General features: G+C 45.6%; 21 protein-coding genes. 3 read left to right on the top strand and 18 right to left on the bottom strand.

Annotated elements, in window-relative coordinates:
• Positions 1–72 precede the first annotated feature (72 nt).
• The 7 genes from ACFVVF_RS02545 to ACFVVF_RS02515 form a co-directional block, all read right to left on the bottom strand.
• The gene (locus tag ACFVVF_RS02545; RefSeq protein ID WP_387805090.1) at positions 73–1,377 is read right to left on the bottom strand and encodes a DUF4179 domain-containing protein; all 1,305 of its coding nucleotides are present in this window, start codon (positions 1,375–1,377) and stop codon (positions 73–75) included.
• Positions 1,343–1,906 carry a sigma-70 family RNA polymerase sigma factor gene (locus tag ACFVVF_RS02540; RefSeq protein ID WP_387808765.1) on the bottom strand — a complete coding sequence of 188 codons (564 nt, stop codon included), beginning with the start codon at positions 1,904–1,906 and terminating at the stop codon, positions 1,343–1,345. Before ACFVVF_RS02540 ends, ACFVVF_RS02545 begins: the two co-directional genes overlap by 35 nt.
• Positions 1,907–2,178: 272 nt before the next feature.
• Complete coding sequence (locus tag ACFVVF_RS02535; protein ID WP_387805088.1) at positions 2,179–2,928, bottom strand: SDR family NAD(P)-dependent oxidoreductase; 750 nt, start codon at positions 2,926–2,928, stop codon at positions 2,179–2,181.
• Positions 2,929–2,989: 61 nt separating this feature from the next.
• Positions 2,990–3,826 carry an SDR family oxidoreductase gene (locus tag ACFVVF_RS02530; RefSeq protein WP_387805086.1) on the bottom strand — a complete coding sequence of 279 codons (837 nt, stop codon included), beginning with the start codon at positions 3,824–3,826 and terminating at the stop codon, positions 2,990–2,992.
• A 201-nt stretch (positions 3,827–4,027) separates the two neighbouring features.
• Entirely contained in the window at positions 4,028–5,335 is a 1,308-nt protein-coding gene (locus tag ACFVVF_RS02525; protein WP_387805084.1) for an MFS transporter, read from the bottom strand.
• Between the two features lie 100 nt (positions 5,336–5,435).
• Complete coding sequence (locus ACFVVF_RS02520) at positions 5,436–5,888, bottom strand: rhodanese-like domain-containing protein (protein ID WP_387808762.1); 453 nt, start codon at positions 5,886–5,888, stop codon at positions 5,436–5,438.
• A gap of 91 nt (positions 5,889–5,979) precedes the next feature.
• Positions 5,980–7,101, bottom strand: a complete 1,122-nt coding sequence (locus tag ACFVVF_RS02515; protein WP_387805083.1) for a flavin monoamine oxidase family protein — start codon at positions 7,099–7,101, stop codon at positions 5,980–5,982.
• A 145-nt stretch (positions 7,102–7,246) separates the two neighbouring features.
• On the opposite strand from ACFVVF_RS02515, the gene ACFVVF_RS02510 reads away from it, so the two are divergent.
• Together ACFVVF_RS02510 and ACFVVF_RS02505 are read left to right on the top strand one after the other, a co-directional pair.
• The gene (locus ACFVVF_RS02510) at positions 7,247–8,209 is read left to right on the top strand and encodes a zinc-binding dehydrogenase (protein WP_387805081.1); all 963 of its coding nucleotides are present in this window, start codon (positions 7,247–7,249) and stop codon (positions 8,207–8,209) included.
• A 59-nt stretch (positions 8,210–8,268) separates the two neighbouring features.
• Positions 8,269–8,940: an ArsR/SmtB family transcription factor gene (locus tag ACFVVF_RS02505; protein WP_387805079.1), complete on the top strand. Its 672-nt coding sequence runs from the start codon at positions 8,269–8,271 to the stop codon at positions 8,938–8,940.
• A 107-nt stretch (positions 8,941–9,047) separates the two neighbouring features.
• Here ACFVVF_RS02505 and ACFVVF_RS02500 read toward each other — a convergent pair whose 3' ends face one another.
• From ACFVVF_RS02500 to ACFVVF_RS02455, 10 genes are all read right to left on the bottom strand, one after another.
• Positions 9,048–9,818, bottom strand: a complete 771-nt coding sequence (locus ACFVVF_RS02500; protein ID WP_387805077.1) for an SDR family NAD(P)-dependent oxidoreductase — start codon at positions 9,816–9,818, stop codon at positions 9,048–9,050.
• A gap of 41 nt (positions 9,819–9,859) precedes the next feature.
• Entirely contained in the window at positions 9,860–10,408 is a 549-nt protein-coding gene (locus ACFVVF_RS02495; protein ID WP_387805075.1) for an OsmC family protein, read from the bottom strand.
• A 251-nt stretch (positions 10,409–10,659) separates the two neighbouring features.
• Complete coding sequence (locus ACFVVF_RS02490; protein ID WP_387808759.1) at positions 10,660–11,451, bottom strand: SDR family NAD(P)-dependent oxidoreductase; 792 nt, start codon at positions 11,449–11,451, stop codon at positions 10,660–10,662.
• Positions 11,452–11,598: 147 nt separating this feature from the next.
• Positions 11,599–12,615: an AraC family transcriptional regulator ligand-binding domain-containing protein gene (locus ACFVVF_RS02485; protein ID WP_387805073.1), complete on the bottom strand. Its 1,017-nt coding sequence runs from the start codon at positions 12,613–12,615 to the stop codon at positions 11,599–11,601.
• Between the two features lie 148 nt (positions 12,616–12,763).
• Positions 12,764–13,291, bottom strand: a complete 528-nt coding sequence (locus ACFVVF_RS02480) for a GNAT family N-acetyltransferase (RefSeq protein WP_387808756.1) — start codon at positions 13,289–13,291, stop codon at positions 12,764–12,766.
• Between the two features lie 164 nt (positions 13,292–13,455).
• Complete coding sequence (locus tag ACFVVF_RS02475) at positions 13,456–14,502, bottom strand: serine hydrolase domain-containing protein (RefSeq protein ID WP_387805071.1); 1,047 nt, start codon at positions 14,500–14,502, stop codon at positions 13,456–13,458.
• A gap of 164 nt (positions 14,503–14,666) precedes the next feature.
• Positions 14,667–15,647, bottom strand: coding sequence for an aldo/keto reductase (locus ACFVVF_RS02470; protein ID WP_387805069.1), 981 nt, complete (start codon positions 15,645–15,647; stop codon positions 14,667–14,669).
• Positions 15,648–15,681: 34 nt separating this feature from the next.
• On the bottom strand, positions 15,682–16,110 hold the full coding sequence (locus tag ACFVVF_RS02465; RefSeq protein ID WP_387805067.1) for an NUDIX hydrolase: 429 nt from the start codon (positions 16,108–16,110) through the stop codon (positions 15,682–15,684).
• A gap of 102 nt (positions 16,111–16,212) precedes the next feature.
• Positions 16,213–16,722 (bottom strand): GNAT family N-acetyltransferase, encoded by a 510-nt coding sequence (locus ACFVVF_RS02460; protein ID WP_387805065.1) that lies wholly within the window; start codon positions 16,720–16,722, stop codon positions 16,213–16,215.
• Between the two features lie 196 nt (positions 16,723–16,918).
• Entirely contained in the window at positions 16,919–17,041 is a 123-nt protein-coding gene (locus ACFVVF_RS02455; protein ID WP_387805063.1) for a hypothetical protein, read from the bottom strand.
• A 261-nt stretch (positions 17,042–17,302) separates the two neighbouring features.
• Here ACFVVF_RS02455 and ACFVVF_RS02450 point away from each other — a divergent pair, with 261 nt between their 5' ends.
• Positions 17,303–18,193 carry a LysR family transcriptional regulator gene (locus ACFVVF_RS02450; RefSeq protein ID WP_387805061.1) on the top strand — a complete coding sequence of 297 codons (891 nt, stop codon included), beginning with the start codon at positions 17,303–17,305 and terminating at the stop codon, positions 18,191–18,193.
• 57 nt (positions 18,194–18,250) lie between these two features.
• Here ACFVVF_RS02450 and ACFVVF_RS02445 read toward each other — a convergent pair whose 3' ends face one another.
• Positions 18,251–18,574, bottom strand: coding sequence for an NIPSNAP family protein (locus ACFVVF_RS02445; protein WP_387805059.1), 324 nt, complete (start codon positions 18,572–18,574; stop codon positions 18,251–18,253).
• Positions 18,575–18,579: the final 5 nt, after the last annotated feature.

Here is an 18,579-nt window from a genome sequence, read left to right as displayed (position 1 = left end):
ACTAGCCCCCAATCAGCATGAGATTTATCACAAAAAAACCGCGCAGCAGCGCGGTTTCGGCAAGTAATCCTTTTATTTTTTATCAGATACAGGAACAGAAATTTTCTCTTTGTATGTTTTGATATAGTCAAATCCGTCGACCAGCAGAAATTCCGGTTTGTCTTTCGTTGCAAAAGAATACGTCTGCTCCCACAAGATGTTGCCGTTCTTCAGATCCCATGGGCGTTCTTTTGAAATGGATGAAACCGGAACAACTTGACCCCCTGCTTGCACGGATAAGCCGTCCTTCACTAGAAATGTAAACTGCTTTCTGGCAATTACGATATCATAACCATCCGCCGTTTTAGTGACACTTCGAATCCATAGCTTTTCACTGCCAATTTTCAAAGACAGATCTGAAGGCGAAGCCAAGGAAATAGGCTGCTCTACTTTTTGATAGCCGGGGAAATTTTCGAGTACAAGTTCCATGCTCTCAATCTTATCTGTTGGAAGCACGTCAAATTCCAATTCAAATCCATTAGCGCCAGAACGCCCCCCCTGCATTGAAAATGCTGTTCCATTGACATAAAGCGTTGTTTTACCTGTAAATCTCGGTAATTCTCCATTGTCCATTTCAAAGTGTCCCTTCACAATCGTTGAAGTTGGCGAAGCCGTTATGGAATCATAATGTACGGCCCCCTTATCGACAATGACGGATTTCCCGATATCCTGGCTGATCAAGCTCTTCATCGCTTTATTAGCATCAAATTTGAAGGATATCGGGTAGATTGCCCGTTTCCCATTGTCTAGCCACTCACTGAATTCAACGGTTAACGTTTTGGCGAATGGACTAACCGGTTTAAATTTTTGTACACCTTCGAAACGAGTGTCGTTTTCGCTAGGATTGCCGCCGCCTTCTGTCGCACTTGAATCCGTCAGAAATCCTTCCACCTTCCAAACATTATAACGGTGTGAACCGTTGGCATCATAGATAGAAGAACCTTCAGGCCGATCAATACTGTAGTACATCGACAAGGCGTTATCGTCCGCAATAACACCGCTAATTGTAATGACTGTACCATCTTTAAGCGTTTTGCTCGTATTAACCGTTTGTCCGTAGCCTTGATCCGACAGCTCCGCAAAGCTAAGGGTGTGCAGCTCGGCTTTATTAAACAGCTTACCGCTAAAATAAGCAAAAGCAGGGTATTGATACGTTCCAGCAATGAGAAAAAATGCTGCGGCTGCTGTCGCAATCCATGTCAATGCCCGCTTCCCTTTTCTCTTTCGAGCAGGAGCATTTTGGAGGGCCTTGCGAAGTCTGCTCTCAAGCTCTGCCGGTGTTTGCGCAATTGCCAAACTGAGTTTATGCTCTTCTAGCTTCTCCTCGATCGTTGTCATAACGATCACCTCCGATCATCGCTTTCAGTTTCTGAATGCCTTGCGAAATTCGCGATTTGATTGTGCCAAGCGGCGCACCAGTCATATCCGCAATCGTCTGGTAGGGAAGATCATGCACGTAACGAAGCTCGATCGCTTCCCTCTGCTGTTCATTCAGATGAGATAACAGCACTTCCATATCCATCTCGGATTCTGTATGTCGGTACGGATTGTCATCGGTTAATGGGATAGATGATTGTTCGCTCTCATCCTCAAGAGGAAGGAATCGTTCCTTTTTGCGGAGCAATGTTTTACACCGGTTGACGAGAATTGTTTTGCTCCAGCTGTAGAAGGCTTCGCTCTTCTGCAATTGATCGATTTTCTCATATAGCGTAACGATCATATCCTCCATCGCATCCATCGCATCATGTTCGTTCCCCATGTACGTATAGGCAAGACGATAGTAAGCGTCCTGATCGTCTAGAATGAGTTGCAGCAAAGCTTCCTTGTTGCCTTTTTTGGCTTGTTTGACAAGACGGCTTACATTCAAGTTCTCACCCCTTTTCATAGATAAGAGAGTGTATTGGGTATAAAAGTTCATTTTTTATCAAAAAAACTTCAGGGTGAACCCAGGACATCTCCTGCTTCCCCGGAAGCTGCGGAAGTCTAGAATCAAATATACTTTACTTGCAGTATTTTGGGTAAAAGAAATTCCTTCCTATCTATATCGGAAATTTTACAATAAAAAAAGAACAGCATTACGCTGTCCTTATTATTGCAAAGCTCCTCCGCTGAGCAGCAAATGCTGATGGTTACTTTTGTTTAGATGCCCATTCCGCCTGACACCTCAATACGCTGTGCATTTACCCAGCGATTCTCTTCAGATACGAGTGAGGCGATCGCCATTGCAATATCTTCAGGAAGTCCCGGGCGGCCTAGCGCCGTCATATCCGACACCATTTTATTTACTTGCGGGTTGTCTCTGACCATGCCTCCACTGAAATCAGTAGCTACCGCACCCGGGGCAATGACGTTGACTTTAATCCGGCGCGGGCCAAGCTCCTTTGCCTGGTATTTGGTCAGCACTTCAATCGCTCCCTTGACAGCTGCATATGCTGGGCTTCCAACTATGATTCGTGTTAAGCCAGTAGAAATGTTTACAATGTCTCCTCCGTCATTAATGAGCGGAAGCAGCTTCTGCGTTACAAAGAAAACACCTTTTACATGAACGTTATAAAGTGCGTCCAGTTCCTCTTCTGTCGTAGAAACGAACGTTCCATGATGCGAAATGCCGGCATTGTTGATCAGAATATCAAAGTGATCCGTCCCCCATGCTGACAAAGCTTCTTTCACTTCCGATACAAAGGCATCGAAGGTACCGGTATTTCCAGCGTCTAATTGCAGTGCAACCGCTTTGCGCCCCTCTTTGGCTGCAAGCTCAACGACTTTGTCTGCTTCCTCTTTGTTTGAATTGTACGTAAAAATCGAATCAATTCCCCGTTGAGCAAGCATAAGCACAGTACTGCGTCCAATCCCGCGGCTTCCGCCAGTTACGATCGCAATTTTTGTCATGTTAATCCTTCTTTCTTATTATTTATTCTCAAATAACTAACTAGATAGTTAATTTAAAGCATTATTCAATAAAATCCGTTGCAGCAGAAGTATCCTTCTGCAATTCCAGTTCCGCCAAACGTTCAGTCAATGCTTTATGAATGGCGCGATAAGAATCACTGCCGAGAACAAGCCGTTTCGGTGCTGGTTGCTGGTCAACGCTGTCAATCATCGCTTTTGCCATTTTGACAGGATCACCAAGGGATAAAGACGGAGCGCCTTCGATAAATTGTCTTGTCATGTTGGCAGGACTAATTTCATAGGCTTCATTTTTCGGCGTAATTTTGGCACTTCCATAACGAAACTCGGTGCGGGCTCCGCCAGGCTCTACAATAGTAATGCCTATGTTGAATGGAGCAACATCAAGCGCTGTCGATTCCATAAAGCCCTCGATTCCCCATTTCGTGGCATGATACATGCCGGCTCCTGGGTTTACTGCTTGGCCGCCATACGTTGAAAGCTGTAAAATCCGTCCTCCGCCCTGTCTCCGCAAATGCGGCAAGGCAGCACGTACCACTTGAATCGATCCAATCAAATTGGTATTGATCTGATTGTGAAGCAATTCATCCGTTAGTTCCTCAGCGGTGCCAAAGAGGCCATATCCGGCATTGTTCACGACAACATCGATTTTCCCCAAAGCTGTGAAAGCCTTATTGACCACTTCATGAACTTCAGTCGATTCTGTAACATCCAGATGCGCTGTCCATAAGCGGGCACCGTATTTTTGCTTCAGATCATCCACCGCATCCAATTTGCGTATTGTACCCGCCACATAATCTCCGCGTTCCAGCAGCTGCTCCGTTAATTGTCGTCCAAATCCGCTGTTGATTCCGGTAATAAACCAAGTTTTTGCTGTCATTGAAAGCACTCCTTAGCTTGATCTAGTATGTCCATAAATTTTTGGTTTGACTTTAGCACATGGCACTTTCCTTCTCTCCATAAGATTGTGCTGCAATTCGAATTATATAACTAACAAGTTAGTTAGTCAATAGATTTTAAAAGCGGCTAATTAAGACTACGAAGTCTTAGCTAACCGCTTCAGCTTTATTTTATACAATCTTTAAGTATGATTCATACCTGATGCTTCCTTCTTCTTTCCCTTGAGCGACCAGATCATGACTGGAATTAGAAATAAAGCAAGCAAGCTTCCCGAGAGCGACAGTATAGAGTAGCTGGAATGAGCTACAATCATACCGGACAGCATACCGCCAGACGCACCCGATAGTGCAATCAGCACATCTACCGATCCTTGAATTTTTGCCCGGTTGGAATGAGTTGTCGAATCAACAATTAATGCCGTTCCGCTGATCAACCCAAAGTTCCAGCCAAGCCCGAGCAAGCAAAGCGCCGTGATCAGCAACGGCATCGAATCTCCGGGAGCAGTTGCGGCAACAATTCCTGAGAGAAGCAGCGTAATGCCTGCAGCAATTGCCATCATCGTACGTCCTAATTTATCAACAAGAATACCTGTCAGCAGCGAAGGCAAATACATAGCTCCGATATGAAAGCCGATCACAAGCCCGACATCACCCAAGCCGTGACCATGATGCTTCATATGAATCGGAGTCATAGTCATAATCGCGACCATCACGATCTGTGTAAGAATCATAACGGTTGCTCCAGTGATAACACCGCGTTTGTTCCATGCAGCAGGAGCAGTTCCTGCATTTGCAGTGGTCTGTTCTCTGCTTCCCCTATGCTCTGCGATTGCATTAGCAACGAGAAGCGGATCGGGACGCAGCAGAATCAGAAGGACAAGACCGGCCAGAATAAAGGCTGCAGCTGCTAAAATGAACGGTCCGGCAAGACTGGGAACGCCAATCGACTCTGCAAAGTCACCCATAACGCCTACCAAGCTTGGTCCTGCTACCGCTCCGAAGGTGGTCGCGACCATAGCCAGACTTGCTGCTGTAGCCCGCTGTTTAGAGCTTGCTAAATCCGCGCTTGCATAACGCGCCTGCAAATTTGTTGCTGTACCTGCACCATAGATGAAAAGGGACAGGAGCAAGAGAACAATACTATTGGAAATGGCCGCAATAATTACTCCGATAGCGCCCAACCCGCCTATTATAAAACCGGCTCCCAGCCCGAGACGCCGCCCATGCTTCTGAGAGGAGCGGCCGACAAGCCATGCAGCAATTGCTGAGCCCAGTGTAAACAACGCAGTAGGAATACCCGTAAAGCTGTCCGTTCCAAGCATGCTCTGTGCAAGCAGCGCCCCCACTGTCACGCCGGCAGCAAGTCCGGCACCTCCAAAAATTTGAGATATAATGACGATTAATAAAGTTTTTCGATACAACTGTTTTTGTTTTTCCGGTGAATCCGCATAATGCTGCAATGGATTGCTCGCAGAATGAACTTGTGCCATTATTTAATTCCATCCCCTTAGTTTGCTTAACGCCTTCCCCATTCAGTTCATATTTGATTCATAAATCTGATCAAGCTGGTCAGCTCCGTATCATTTTTCATTATTTTTCTCCATTCAACCGCTGTTTCTCTCCCTTCAGAAGAATAGCTACAGGCGTGCGGACCGCATATAGCTTCCGAAATCCCCTTCTTTGTAGAATTCTCGCAGCACGCTTAATGGCAAAGATATGGTCGGCAACAATCAATATTTCGTCTTGAGGGTTGAACTCTGTTTTCCATACAAAAGGCAACCGGCCTAATGAAACATTCACAGAATCCGGTAAGTGTTCGTTGCCATAATCTGCAGCATCCCTTACATCAAGCACCTTTGCCGTATGCGGCAGCATCAGCAGGGCTTCTCGCAGACCTGATCTAAGAAAAGTTAGTGAACGTACCGGCCACAGCTGATGAATCAGCCAGATCCCCCCGACTATAATAAGCACATATAGGAGTAACATATGAATGGCATACCTTATCCTTTCATGAAATCGATAAAACTCTCCATCTATTGCCACTTCATCCAAACATAATATTCAATTGATTAATTGAATTATAGTGCCGAAATGTTCCAGGGTCAAGAAAATTATTAATAAAACGAACCGATGACTATATGAGCTTAATCACATCTGAAACAGCTTGTTCAGCTGACCGAAGCGCACCTTCCAGATGACCGCCATGTTCCTGCGAGGTTTCGGTACCGGCAAAAACAATCTTACTAGCCCATTCACCTTCCGCTACGAGCGGACCATAGCTTGGAAAGCTTGTTAAGGCAGTAAAGTCATCTTCAACCGCTGTCTCAGTATCGCTAGTCCAATCCTTGTAAAAGACTACCTTCGCCTCTTCCGCCTTCGGACCAAACAATCGTGTCAGTTGCTCTCTAACGAGTTCAAGCACTTGCTCTTCACCAAGCTCTCGGCGCTTTATGGCATTCATGCCGAAAAAACCAAACAGCGCACCGGCCCCTTCAACCGGGGAGGCATCGTGAATCTCCTGCAGAGGTCCAACCCAGCTTGTTGCAAGCCCGGAGAGTCCATCTTTGCGCCAGAATGGACGGTCATAGACGGTTATAACTTTGGCCTGACCTGCCATCCATGTTGGCGTGTTAATAAAGCTAGTCATAAGGTTAGGCGGGATCGCCGGTATAAACGTAATGCGGCGGGCAGCGATCCGAGGCGGCAATGCCATAATTACAGCACGGGCACGAATGCTCTTCCTTGTACCATCTTCTAGTACAGCTGCTACATCGACGCCGTTTCCTTCTCGATCAAGCTGTATCTCTGCTACACGAGTATTTAACTCGATCGAACCGGAAGGGAGCATGTTCGCAATCGCATCGATGAGCGACTTAACGCCTCCAGCCAGCCGCATCGAGGGCTCCACAGCGCCTTCTGCAAGCATAAAGCGCTGTGGAGGTTCGTTCCGCGTCCGCTCCGAAAGCATAGCCCCATTCGTGTATTGAGAAAATATCTGTAAACCGAGTTCCTTGACCAGACTGGCAATAACCCGTTCGTACTGCGGCCAATACCATGTAGGCCCTAGATCATACTGGCCGAGCTCAGGCTCGCCTGCTGCAGCGGTACTTAAAATTCTGCCACCAATCCGCTCACGCGCTTCTAAAACCTTGCACCTGATGCCCTGCGAATGAAGCAGCGATGCCGCGCGCAGGCCGCTTAAGCCGGCTCCGATAATAACAACCGGATATATCTGATCTGAATTTTCATTTTCCATGGTTACTCTCCCTTTATCTTTATTCCTTCTGTGCCTGTCATTATTTTATTAATATTCAATTGATTAATTGAATTATATATTTTCATCCTTTATACTTCAAGAGTAACTTATTAATCGGACTAACATTGATTTAGGAGGAAAATAGATGAAGATGATGAAAGCGATCCAAATACCAGCCAAAGGTGTGCCCATGCAATTAGTTGAAGTCCCCGTCCCCCTCCCTGGGCGAGGACAAGTTCTGCTTCGCATAGAAGCTTGCGGTGTATGCAATGGCGATTCTTTAACAATTAAAGGTGCCGCTCCTCAGTATCCCCGTATTCCCGGCCATGAAGTAATCGGCATCGTAGAGGAGCTCGGTGCCGGCTCGTCCCTGTGGAATATCGGACAGCGCGTCGGCATCGGCTGGCATGGCGGACATGACCATGTTACCGGTCTGACGATTGACGGCGGTTATGCTGAATATATGGTTGCAGATGAAGATGGGTTAACGAGCATTCCGGACGAACTATCTGCCCTTGAGGCGGCACCGCTTATGTGTGCGGGAGAAACCACGTTCAGCGCATTGAAAAAGAGTAAAGCACGACCCGGCGATCTTGTAGCCGTCTTAGGCATTGGCGGTTTAGGCCATCTTGCCATCCAGTACGCCAAAAAAGCCGGTTTCCATACCGTCGCGATCTCTCGCGGCAATGATAAAGAACAATTGGCACGCCAGCTTGGCGCACATCACTACATCAACTCAGAAATTGAGAATCCAGCCAAGGCTCTAAAGGCATTGGGCGGAGCAAAAGTTATACTCGCTACCGCACCAAATGCCAAAGCCATTTCTTCCCTCCTTGGCGGACTAGGGGCAGATAGTGAGCTCATCATTGTAGCGGGCTCCGGTGAACAGCTGGAGCTGTCTGCGATGGACTTTTTGAAGGGTCCCCACACTGTCCGAGGCTCCTTCACCGGCCATGCAAAAGAGATTGCAGATGCCATTCATTTTAGCGTGCTAACCGATGTACGGCCAATCTTTGAAGTTTTTCCACTGGAGCGCGCAAGCGAAGCTTTCGAACGGGTAATGCAGGCAACAGCCCGCTTCCGTCCTGTGCTTCACATTTCTGGATAGTATCGAGAGCGTATAGTATAATAAACAATATAATAATTGAATAACAAAGGATGATTACGATGGACGATATCCTTGAATCCGCCAGGCTCTTTAAAGACGAATTATATAAACAGCTGTCCAGAATCGGCAAATGCCTGTCTAGCGATAAAAGACTCGAAATATTAAATTTGCTCATTCAAGGACCAAAAACAGTTGAGAAGCTTGCACAATTTACCGATATGAATGTCGCAAACGTCTCCCGGCATCTTCAAATTTTGAACGATGCCAAATTAGTTAAATTCACCAAAAAAGGCACCTATGTCATCTATTCATTAGCCGATCCTTCTATTGTCGAGTTTTTATCCTCATTGTGGAAAATTAGCGAAAAGCAGCTGCCGGATATCAGCCGACTGAAAGAAGATTTCTTTGACAACATGGATGAGATTCAAACGCTCTCCATGGATGACGTCGTTGAAAAACTGAACAGCAGCTCCATTATGTTGTTAGACCTGCGGCCGACTGAGGAATATGAAGCAGGCCATATCGCAGGCGCTATCTCCGTTCCGCTGGAGGATCTGGACGCATTTATTAAGAATTTGCCCCAGACGTCCGAGATTATCGCTTATTGCAGAGGGCCCTTGTGCGTCTATTCAGCAATCGCAGCCGAAAAATTGCAAACAGAAGGGTTTACAGCTTACCGGATGGAAGAAGGCTTTAATGAGTGGCAGGACCATTTTGCAGCTGTTCACTAAGTCCGCGAACGATTTATTGAAGCTGTTGCTTCAAGCAACCTCCAATAGCAGATGACCTCTGAGCGAGCTCAGAGGTCATCTGCTATGGTTCGGGCATTCCCTATTATTTATCTCAGACGAGCTGTAACCCCACCATCAAGCGGCATGACGACGCCTGTTATCCACGAAGCAGAATCACTGGCAAGGAACAGTATAGCTTCTGCCACATCATGCGTGGTTCCGTTCCGGCCAATCGGATGGAAGGCGTGGAAGCTAGGCAATACATTAGCTACTTCTTCTTCGGTCATGAACGTGTTGTAAATTGGTGTTTCTACTACTGCCGGGGCTACTGCATTAACGCGAATGCGGTCTCCAGCCAGTTCAACCGCCAAATTCCGGGTCAGTGCATGCCGGCCTGCCATAGCAGCGGAGTAAGCAGAAGACGGCGTTGCCTCCACGGCCTGAATCGCCCACATCGAACCGGTGTTTATGATAGCGCCGCCCCCTCTCTTCTTTAACTCAGGAACGACAGCTTGTGAGGGGTAAAACGTTCCTTTCACAATCGTATCCAGATACGACTGCAGATCCTCTTCGGTATGGTCAAGGAAAGGCGTTGGGTTGAACTTGCCCGTATTGTTTACAAGCACATCAATGCCGCCAAACGCTTCAACGGCCGCTTGAACCAGCTTTGCAGAGGTTTCAGGCTTGCTAATATCTCCTGCCACTGCCAGAACTCTTTTTCCTGTCGGGTCAATCTCAAGCGCAGTTTGCTTCAGGACATCCTCGCGACGGCCGTTGATGACCACATTAGCCCCTTCTTCGAAAAATCGCTGCGCTGTCGTTTTACCAATTCCAGTGCCCCCGCCTGTAACGATAACCGTTTTATTTTCAAATTTCATATCATTCATCTCCTCTAATAAATTTAGTATGATTTGGGTTATTACGACTCAACAATCAGTTCACTATTCAAATGAATGGCATTGGCGATATTCCAGCGGTTAGGCGACGTACGTGTCACCGTGTCATGAATTCGTGCCCATTGCTCGGGTGTTCCATCTCCGGAAACGATAACTTTATATTGCATTTCTTCATATCCTGGCTTAATGCTATCATCAAGCCCCAAGAAGCCGCGAAGATCCAGCGTACCTTCCGTTTGAATCCGCAAAGATTTAATCTGTACATTCTCTTGAGATGCGGCAGCGACATAGCCGACAATCATACAGGCATTTAGCGCAGCCATTAATAATTCTTGGGGATTAGCCGCCGTATTGTCCCCAAGCAATTCAGCCGGTTCGTCAATCAAGATTTGAAAATCTCTTGCCAGACGCTGGTCTCCAAGCTTTAGCTCCTGCACGGATGAAGTGGACTTTGTTCCCCCAGACCAGTCCGTCATCACTTGAAATTGCGCCATGCCTTTTGCAGCATCACTGGTAACGGCATCAGCGAATTGTTTTAACGCGTCTACATCAATTTCGTTTATTTTGTTCATCACACTGCTCCTCTCTTGAATGAATGGCATTCCTTTTCTTAAGAACCTACTAGTAGGTAGTTTAACTGGAAACTACAAAAATCTAGTACGACTACGGTTTTAGCAAGCTGATCATCATCGCCTGAACCTATTCACATATTACCTACTAGTTGGTAGATTGTCAACATCAATTTTTATTGCACCACCTCCATGTACTCTCTAACAATGAAAAAAGCCGCAATGATGCGGCTTTTTAAAGTATACGAACCGCTTTAATAAATCGTAGGCACCATGCCCCCGTCCATTCGAATCGGAGAGCCTTTAAATGCGGATGCATAAGGACTGCAAATAAACGTAGTCAGCCTGCCGATCTCAACTGGTCTAATAAATCGCTGGATTTCAGATTGCGGCAAGTTTTCAGCCATAAATTGCTGCTCTTTTTCCGCAAATATCATATCAGTAGGGAACAAACTGTCTATGATTTGATGTACATTTTCAGAAAGTGTCGGTCCTGGCATGATTGTATTGATTGTCACTTCTGTACCTTTAGTGAGCTTAGATAAGCTTTTCGACAGCGACAATAACATGGATTTGGTCATGGCATACTGCGGCATTTGTCCTGAAGGCATAACGGCTTCTTCGCTTGCAATAAAGATAATTCGTCCATCATTATTTTTCAGCATGGCAGGCAAATAAAATTCGGTTAATCCATTCGCCGCGAGGACATTCGTTCGAAAATATTTTTCCCACACCTCATCGTTAACATTCTCATATGCCATAATTTCATAGATGCCCATATTGTTAACGAGAATATCGACATGAGGATATTTTTCAAACAATGCCTCCCTTTGCTGCCGATTCACAATATCCGCTGCAGCGTTCTGAGGAGATGTATGCGGGAACTCCGCCTTCAATTCTTTTACCGTTCGTTCTGCCTCTGCATGATTTCGTCCATTAACAAGGACATGTACGCCTTCTCTAGCTAGTTCGATCGCAATTGCTTTCCCGATCCCTTTTGTCGAACCCGTGACCAAAGCAGTCTTGTTATTTAATCCCATATCCATAATCGATGTCTCCTTTGATATCATTGTTGTGCTCTGGATAGGGATAATATTACTTGGTCTGCATGGTGCGGTAACTAGCGTACAACGCCAATATTCTTGTTCAACCCGCCAAATTGAAACTTTATGACGCATATGAAGGAAGAAAGATTAAGAGGTCGGGTTCAGCCTGAAATAATAAGCTCGCCAATTGGCAGGTGTAGCACCCTCCCATAAACGAAAGGCGCGGTAAAACGAGTTCTGATCCTCGTAGCCAATTAAGAATGCCACTTCTTTAATATCGAGCTTAGGGTCTGCCAAATATTCGCGTGCCTGTTCATGCCTAGCCTGAGTCAGTAACTGCTTGAAGGTCGTCCCCTCTTCGGTAAGACGGCGCTGCAGTGTACGATCGCTCATACCCAGCTCACTTGCCACAGCCCGGATATCAAGATGTCCTCCGCTCAAGCTGCGCTTCAACGTCCATTTCACCATCTCAGGAATTGAACGGCTGGTCTGTTCATCCAATGTCCGGTCCAATATGGGCGTTATTATTTCCAGCAATTCTTTGTTATACGTAGTAAAGGGACGGTCCAAATCTCTTCGATGCAGCGTTAACCGATTGCCGGCTGCACCAGTGCGTACCGGGCATCCAAAATAAGCTTCCAGAGGCTTCACCTCTTCAATGCTCATCTTGTGAGTGAATTCCACAGAATGTGCTGTAACATGCTGTCCCGTTCCCCTGCGTCCGAGCTCTAGAAGAAAGGCGAGCGTAGTGCCAACTAACACTGGATGTTCAAGCTGCGGACTGCTTAGCCATTCCAGTTCTATCGTACAAAGCTCTCCCTCTTCGGTTATACGCAAGCTTTCAGGAGGACACATTTGCTTATACCTAGCCATTCGATTAAGAGCATCGCGATAGCTGCGTGCGTGATAGGTCGCTAAGACGGTCGGCGGATAATGTGTCGCTTCAAAGACGGTTACCAGCTTAATAATTCCAATGGCGGCGTTGCCAACCAATTCGGAGTATGCTTCCCAGATTCTGAAATACTGGGCTGCGGTGACCTTCGCGGGTTCCGTTATAATCGTGAGCGGAAGCTGTGCTTTTCCTGCAACATCATGAGGGGAAACTCCTATTTGTTGAATTCCAGCCCAAAAGCCTGACGGGAAATTTATACGATCAGATTTCATTACTTGTGAATCTCCTTTAATTGCGTACATGCTCATTGTTGTTATTATAAGTATACCTAAGATTGATCTTCTCTTCATGTCCAAATCAGCATACAAAAAAACGCAGCCCGTTATGGCTGCGTTGTTAAATTTTTAGCAGATAAGATCATTAAGCGTTTACTGCACTTCTGCTTTCTAAAAAGTCCATCCGCTCCACTTGATACAAGTCATAATGGTGCTGTGTATAATTGATTAAATGGTACAAGGGCGAGTTAATTTCATTCGCCAATTTGACATAAGGCAGCTTCTGAACCGCCTTTTTGGATCGAATGTTTTGCTCTCTAATTTTCAAAAAAACCGTTTCGATGTTATGTTTTAGGAACAGCTCTGAAAAGAAACTTTCTTTCGCACGCTGATTGTAGCCTTTTCCGAAATAAGGAATTCCAACCCATGTCGCGAGGAAGCCTGTCTTATTCCCAATATCATATAAATCAATAGTGCCAATAGGGTGGCCGGTTTCATTCAGTATCGTTCTAGAAATGCTTGTTCCTTGCTCTTCTTCAACAATCAGCTGCTCGGTCGTGAATAAATATTCCTCATAGGATTGGGATTTATTACGAACGTAAGGAAAAACTGCAGGATCAATCATCAAATGATACAGCGAGTGGCATTCGTGCAAATCACGTTGTTTTAACATTCTATCAATCACCCTAATCCTTTTGATTCGCTGCACAATACTAGCTAACTAAGTATATAAAAGGAGTTTGGGCTTTATATGAACGCTACATTTTCGCTATGTAAAATTATCATTTCATATTGATTGCAGCAAGTACACGAGCTGTGACGGCTTTACTAGATTTGTCAATGGCCAAGCAGATCAAGCAATGGGAAGGTTACACTGCTGAGATCCTTATAGTCGCTATTCGTCATAACAATAAAAGCAGTTTTGGTATCGGGAAGAATAAACAAATCACTGAGAAAACCGGTATCCCACCCGGAATGTGATAGGGTTCGAATGCCTTTATGCTCGCCTAAGAACCAGCATAACCCGATATGACCGCTCCCTTCTGCCTCCCCGGTAGATGCTTGAGGCTTCCACATTTCAGCATAGCTGCTTGCTTTCAAAGCATTATAGGCGCCATTTTCCGCCCCTTCGTTCAGATGCATCAGCATATATTGGCACATATCTTCAACATTGGTGTACAAGGTTGAGCTCGGCGCATGCGCCCTGTTGTAAGGAAACACTTCACTAACGCAGATCTCGGCCCCTTCAGCGTTTCGTACATGAGGCGCAGCAAGATTCGCTTCAATCTCCTGTTTCAGAAAGGAGCTGGATTGCATTCCTGCCGGCTCAAGAATGTTCTGTTTCATATACTGCTCGAAGCTCATCCCGCTAACCTTAGCTATCACATCTCCCAAAATCTCGTAGCCTATATTACTATAAGCATGTGTAATGCCAGGTTCGGATTGAAGCTTGCGAGGACTAATACTCTTCACATATCTTTCAAGACTTTGCTCGTCGTACTCCGGCCGGTCCCACGCATAGTCATCTTCATCCGGCATGCCGGAAGTATGGTTTAAGAGCTGCCGGATCGTAATAGACGGATACCGCTCGTCATCCATTTTGAAGTACGGCAAATAGTTTAGCAGTGGCGCGTCCAGCTCCAATACGCCATTCTCAACCAATTGCATAATGCCCGTAGCGACGAACGTTTTGGATACGGAAGCCTGGTGAAACAATGTGCTGCGAACGACAGCATCGCCAGTCGATATATTTGCAGTTCCGTACTCACCGGTGAAAAGAATTTCATTGTCCTTCACGATGCCAACAGCTAGCCCTGTATAAGTGCCGTTCTCTACAAGATTGGTCAGCATGTCATGTAATTTTGTTTTTACGTTCTGGTCCATGATACCCTCCGAACTAACTAGCGTTTATTTTCACTATACCGCTTTCGAAATTCGCGGGATATGGAAAGAATTTTTAAAACGAAACTTGGTATAAGTAAGCATCTAAAACAAAAAAAGCCGCATGTATGCGACTTTTAAGAAGTTCTATTGTTTGCTTTGCTTTTTTACTCGTGGCCAACGATCCGATGAGGAATATAAGGTTCTTCCAGGGAAGCAATTTCTTCAGGCGTGAGCCTGACCGACGGGGCAGCTGCCGCATCCTCGAGATGTGAGATTTTTGTAGCACCAACAATAGGAGCGGTTACGGGATCCTTATGCAATAGCCAAGCTAATGCAATTTGAACACGAGGAACGCCATGCTTTTCTGCAATTGCAGCAACTTGGTCTACGATTAAGCGGTCTGTATCGGCCGTCGCGTCGTATTTGGATTTTTGAACTTGGTCGGTTTGAGAGCGATGTGTCGTTTCCTGCTGATCTCTCGTCAACCTTCCTCCTGCTAGAGGGCTATATGGAATGACCCCAATTTTCTCAGCCTTGCAGAGAGGCAGCATTTCTCTCTCTTCTTCGCGGTAGATGAGGTTGTAATGATTCTGCATCGATACAAACCGGGTCCATCCGTTTTTCTCCGCTGTATGTAATGCCTTCAAAAACTGCCATGCATACATAGCAGATGCCCCGATGTATCTGGCTTTACCCGCCTTTACGACATCATGCAGAGCTTCCATCGTCTCTTCGATTGGGGTAGTGTTGTCCCAGCGATGAATTTGGTACAGATCGACATATTCCGTGCCAAGCCGCTTTAAGCTTTTATCAATCTCACTCATAATGGCCTTACGAGAAAGTCCTGCACCGTTAGGACCTTCATGCATACGGAAATGAACTTTCGTTGCCAGAACAATTTCATCCCGGTTGGCATAATCTTTCAGAGCCCGACCAACAAACTCCTCGCTAGTTCCTCCTGCGTAGACGTTTGCGGTGTCAAAAAAATTAATGCCAAGCTCCAACGCTTTTTTGATGATTTGGCGGGAGTGCTCTTCATTAAGCACCCATTGATGATGGCCAAGCTGCGCGTCCCCAAAGCCCATGCAGCCAAGACAAATCCGGGAAACATCCATGCCTGTATTTCCAAGTTTCACATAATCCATATGAAGGTCGCCTGCTTTCCGCTTCGTTATCGTACTACTCAATCCACTGTCGCGGGCCAACCGTATGAAACAAATGTTCGCGATCTAGATTTAAGGCATCATTAATACGCTTACATGTGAAATCGCTAATAGGTCTAGGGAGTTCATCGATGGAGAAAAATCGGCATTCCAAAATTTCGGGCGAGCTCGGCTGGGGCTCTTGTTCTGTATCGTTATGCGCGATAAATACAAAATGATGCATATCATGCTCCGGGTCATAATATATACCAGTCAATGCTCCAACCCGAACGTTCAGCCCAACTTCTTCCAGAGTTTCTCTGCTTGCCGTTTCCTCCGCTGACTCATCGTCTTCAGCTTTTCCGCCTGGCAGATCCCAGTTATTTTTGCCGTAGCTATGTTTTACTAAAAGTACTTTTCCTTCAGCATTTAAAATGATAGCTGCTGCTCCGATTAATTTTGACAATGTGATGCCCCCTTTACTTATACACAGACGGCAATAAGCGGAAAATGTTTCAATATCCAATTCCAAAAAAGCCGCATCTATATGCGGCTTTGAAACAAAGAATCAGTATGCTAAAGCAATTTCTTTTTCCATAATGTAATCGTCCATCACATAGCCGTTTCCGATATCGGCGACTTGAGTCTGAACCTTCTTGAAGCCCTTCTTCTCATATACGGCAATTGCAGCGTCATTGAACCGGTTAACGGTCAGCCATATTGAGCTTAGCTTGTGCGCGTTGCATATTTGCAGCAGGTATGCCATTGCTACACTCGCATAACCTTTGCCCCGGTAAGCTTTGAGAATATAAAATTTACTCAGGAAAAGCTTATCCGCTTCCGGCTTAACTCCCAGATAACCAACATTTTGACCGTTCAGCTGCAGCAGATAGTACTCGTAACCCTCTTCTTCAATTTGATCGTTAATCGCATGAACGGATTGATACTTTTCCACCATATATTCAATCTGCTCGCGGGATATAAGGCTTATATAATAATCATTCCAAATTTCAGATGCCAATTGTGCTACTGTATTTATTTCAGCTTCGGTCTCTACGCGCTTAAACGTTACTTTCATATCCGATATCATTCCTTTTCATTAGATTCGATTGATTAGATTGTATATTTTATTGTATGGCCTCTGTTCAATAATTTCAAATTTTCAGTTTGTCCCCTATGATTTTTTCAGGTTATGAAGTGTTTCAGAGAACTTCTCGATACTCATTAATGTAAAATCATTCAGCTTCTCTTGATCCGGCGCCTGCTGGATCATGTTACCCGATGCTTCCTAGTAAGGCCGGCCCGCCATCCTCCGCAACCGGCTTTGCTGCGCAGCCGCTAAGCAGACCAACCCCCATTACACAACTAATAACCAAATCATACATAGGTTTAAACAATCGTCTGGCGAACCCCCTTTTCCGCTATGGTCTGTTGTCGCTATCTTAATCTGTTTTCGAATTGTCTGGTAAAATGTTGAAATATGGTTCTTTAATTGTTTGACCTTTCCGTGGCAAAACCCTGCTTTTGTTGAAAAAAATACTTCCTTAGCACATCGGCATGAAAGATGTTGTATCGATCTGATATCATGTATAATACGAATCAAAGAATTCAGATATCTCAAATTAAGATATCTAATCATATTCGTACAGGAGGCTTCCATGGATATTCAATTGCTTAAAGTGTTTTATACGACTGCTCAAGAAGGAAGCATATCGAAGGCAGCTCAAAAATTAACCTTTGCCCAATCCAATGTCACGCATAAGATTCAACAGCTGGAAGCCGATTTGCAGACTCAATTGTTTTACCGGCATAATCGGGGAATTACACTTACGCCTACTGGACACATCCTGCTATCCTATGCTGAGCAAATCTTACATATCATTCAGGAAGCCCGATCAGCCGTCGGAGATTCCTCTGTTCCGTCAGGTCCGCTTCTGATTGGATCTGTAGAAACGACAGCAGCCGTTCGTCTCCCTAACCTGCTTACGAAATATCACATGGATTATCCGGCAGTAGATTTCTCATTAATTACCGGTCCTTCAGAGAATCATATCAATGCCGTTCTTCATTACGAATTGAATGGAGCATTTGTTGCAGGTCCAGTGGAGCATCCTGATCTGATTGCTGAAGACGTCGTTGATGAAGAACTGGTCCTTGTCACCTCTGTTTCCCACCCGCGAGTAGATTCCATTCAAGATGTGGAGCTTCGTACATTTCTTGTTTTCTTTAGCAGCTGCTCCTTCCGGACGAGATTAAATCAGCTGCTGCAGGAGGAAGGAATCATGCCCAATAAGATCATGGAATTTGGTTCGCTCGAAACCATCCTTGGCTGTGTTGGTGCCGGACTTGGCATATCATTGCTGCCGCGCTCCATCGTAGCCGAATCGGAGCAGCAAGGGCGAATTCAAATTCATGAAATAGCAGGCAAGCATGCCATTCTCAAAACGGTGTTTATCCGGCGTAAAGACGCTTTAACTGCGCCCGCTATGTCCGCGTTCCTGTCTGAGATGCGAGCCCAATTCAACCATGCTGCTGAAGGATCTCGCTGAGTCTCCAAATGAAAAAAATCCCCTTTATAAAAAGGGGATCCGTGGAGCCAGCTCTCTCTATTCCGTTTGGAAAAAAGGCGCGATGTGCATATAGGCAATTTCGATTTTCTCATACATGGGACCGTCTTGTTCCGTTCTGTGCCTTAAATCCAGCCATTCCTGATCTTCGAGAAAGGCCTGGAAATTGCGTTCACGCGCAGCCTCATCCTGATGTTCAAGTACGTAATACAACCGGTTTTTCGACTCGTCCGCATCAACCCAAAAATTTGTAACCTTCATATTATGCTTGGCAAAAATCGTTATCGTATGATCCCGAAACCGGTTCAGCATGGCTTCCATGCGACCGGGAATAATATAGTAAGTGCGCTGTTCGTAAAGCATGTGCG

Origin of the sequence: Paenibacillus sp. NPDC058174 (genome assembly GCF_042883865.1) — a bacterium.
Lineage (GTDB): Bacteria > Bacillota > Bacilli > Paenibacillales > Paenibacillaceae > Pristimantibacillus.
This window is presented reverse-complemented; position numbering and strand designations above follow the sequence as displayed.

Bases quoted from the DNA above. Each gene is read 5' to 3' on its own strand.
- ACFVVF_RS02545 (WP_387805090.1), bottom strand. From the start codon at position 1,377: ATGACAACGATCGAGGAGAAGCTAGAAGAGCATAAACTCAGTTTGGCA.
- ACFVVF_RS02535 (WP_387805088.1), bottom strand. From the start codon at position 2,928: ATGACAAAAATTGCGATCGTAACTGGCGGAAGCCGCGGGATTGGACGC.
- ACFVVF_RS02530 (WP_387805086.1), bottom strand. From the start codon at position 3,826: ATGACAGCAAAAACTTGGTTTATTACCGGAATCAACAGCGGATTTGGA.
- ACFVVF_RS02525 (WP_387805084.1), bottom strand. From the start codon at position 5,335: ATGGCACAAGTTCATTCTGCGAGCAATCCATTGCAGCATTATGCGGAT.
- ACFVVF_RS02515 (WP_387805083.1), bottom strand. From the start codon at position 7,101: ATGGAAAATGAAAATTCAGATCAGATATATCCGGTTGTTATTATCGGA.
- ACFVVF_RS02510 (WP_387805081.1), top strand. From the start codon at position 7,247: ATGAAGATGATGAAAGCGATCCAAATACCAGCCAAAGGTGTGCCCATG.
- ACFVVF_RS02505 (WP_387805079.1), top strand. From the start codon at position 8,269: ATGGACGATATCCTTGAATCCGCCAGGCTCTTTAAAGACGAATTATAT.
- ACFVVF_RS02500 (WP_387805077.1), bottom strand. From the start codon at position 9,818: ATGAAATTTGAAAATAAAACGGTTATCGTTACAGGCGGGGGCACTGGA.
- ACFVVF_RS02495 (WP_387805075.1), bottom strand. From the start codon at position 10,408: ATGAACAAAATAAACGAAATTGATGTAGACGCGTTAAAACAATTCGCT.
- ACFVVF_RS02490 (WP_387808759.1), bottom strand. From the start codon at position 11,451: ATGGATATGGGATTAAATAACAAGACTGCTTTGGTCACGGGTTCGACA.
- ACFVVF_RS02485 (WP_387805073.1), bottom strand. From the start codon at position 12,615: ATGAAATCTGATCGTATAAATTTCCCGTCAGGCTTTTGGGCTGGAATT.
- ACFVVF_RS02480 (WP_387808756.1), bottom strand. From the start codon at position 13,291: ATGTTAAAACAACGTGATTTGCACGAATGCCACTCGCTGTATCATTTG.
- ACFVVF_RS02475 (WP_387805071.1), bottom strand. From the start codon at position 14,502: ATGGACCAGAACGTAAAAACAAAATTACATGACATGCTGACCAATCTT.
- ACFVVF_RS02470 (WP_387805069.1), bottom strand. From the start codon at position 15,647: ATGGATTATGTGAAACTTGGAAATACAGGCATGGATGTTTCCCGGATT.
- ACFVVF_RS02460 (WP_387805065.1), bottom strand. From the start codon at position 16,722: ATGAAAGTAACGTTTAAGCGCGTAGAGACCGAAGCTGAAATAAATACA.
- ACFVVF_RS02450 (WP_387805061.1), top strand. From the start codon at position 17,303: ATGGATATTCAATTGCTTAAAGTGTTTTATACGACTGCTCAAGAAGGA.
- ACFVVF_RS02445 (WP_387805059.1), bottom strand. From the start codon at position 18,574: ATGCTTTACGAACAGCGCACTTACTATATTATTCCCGGTCGCATGGAA.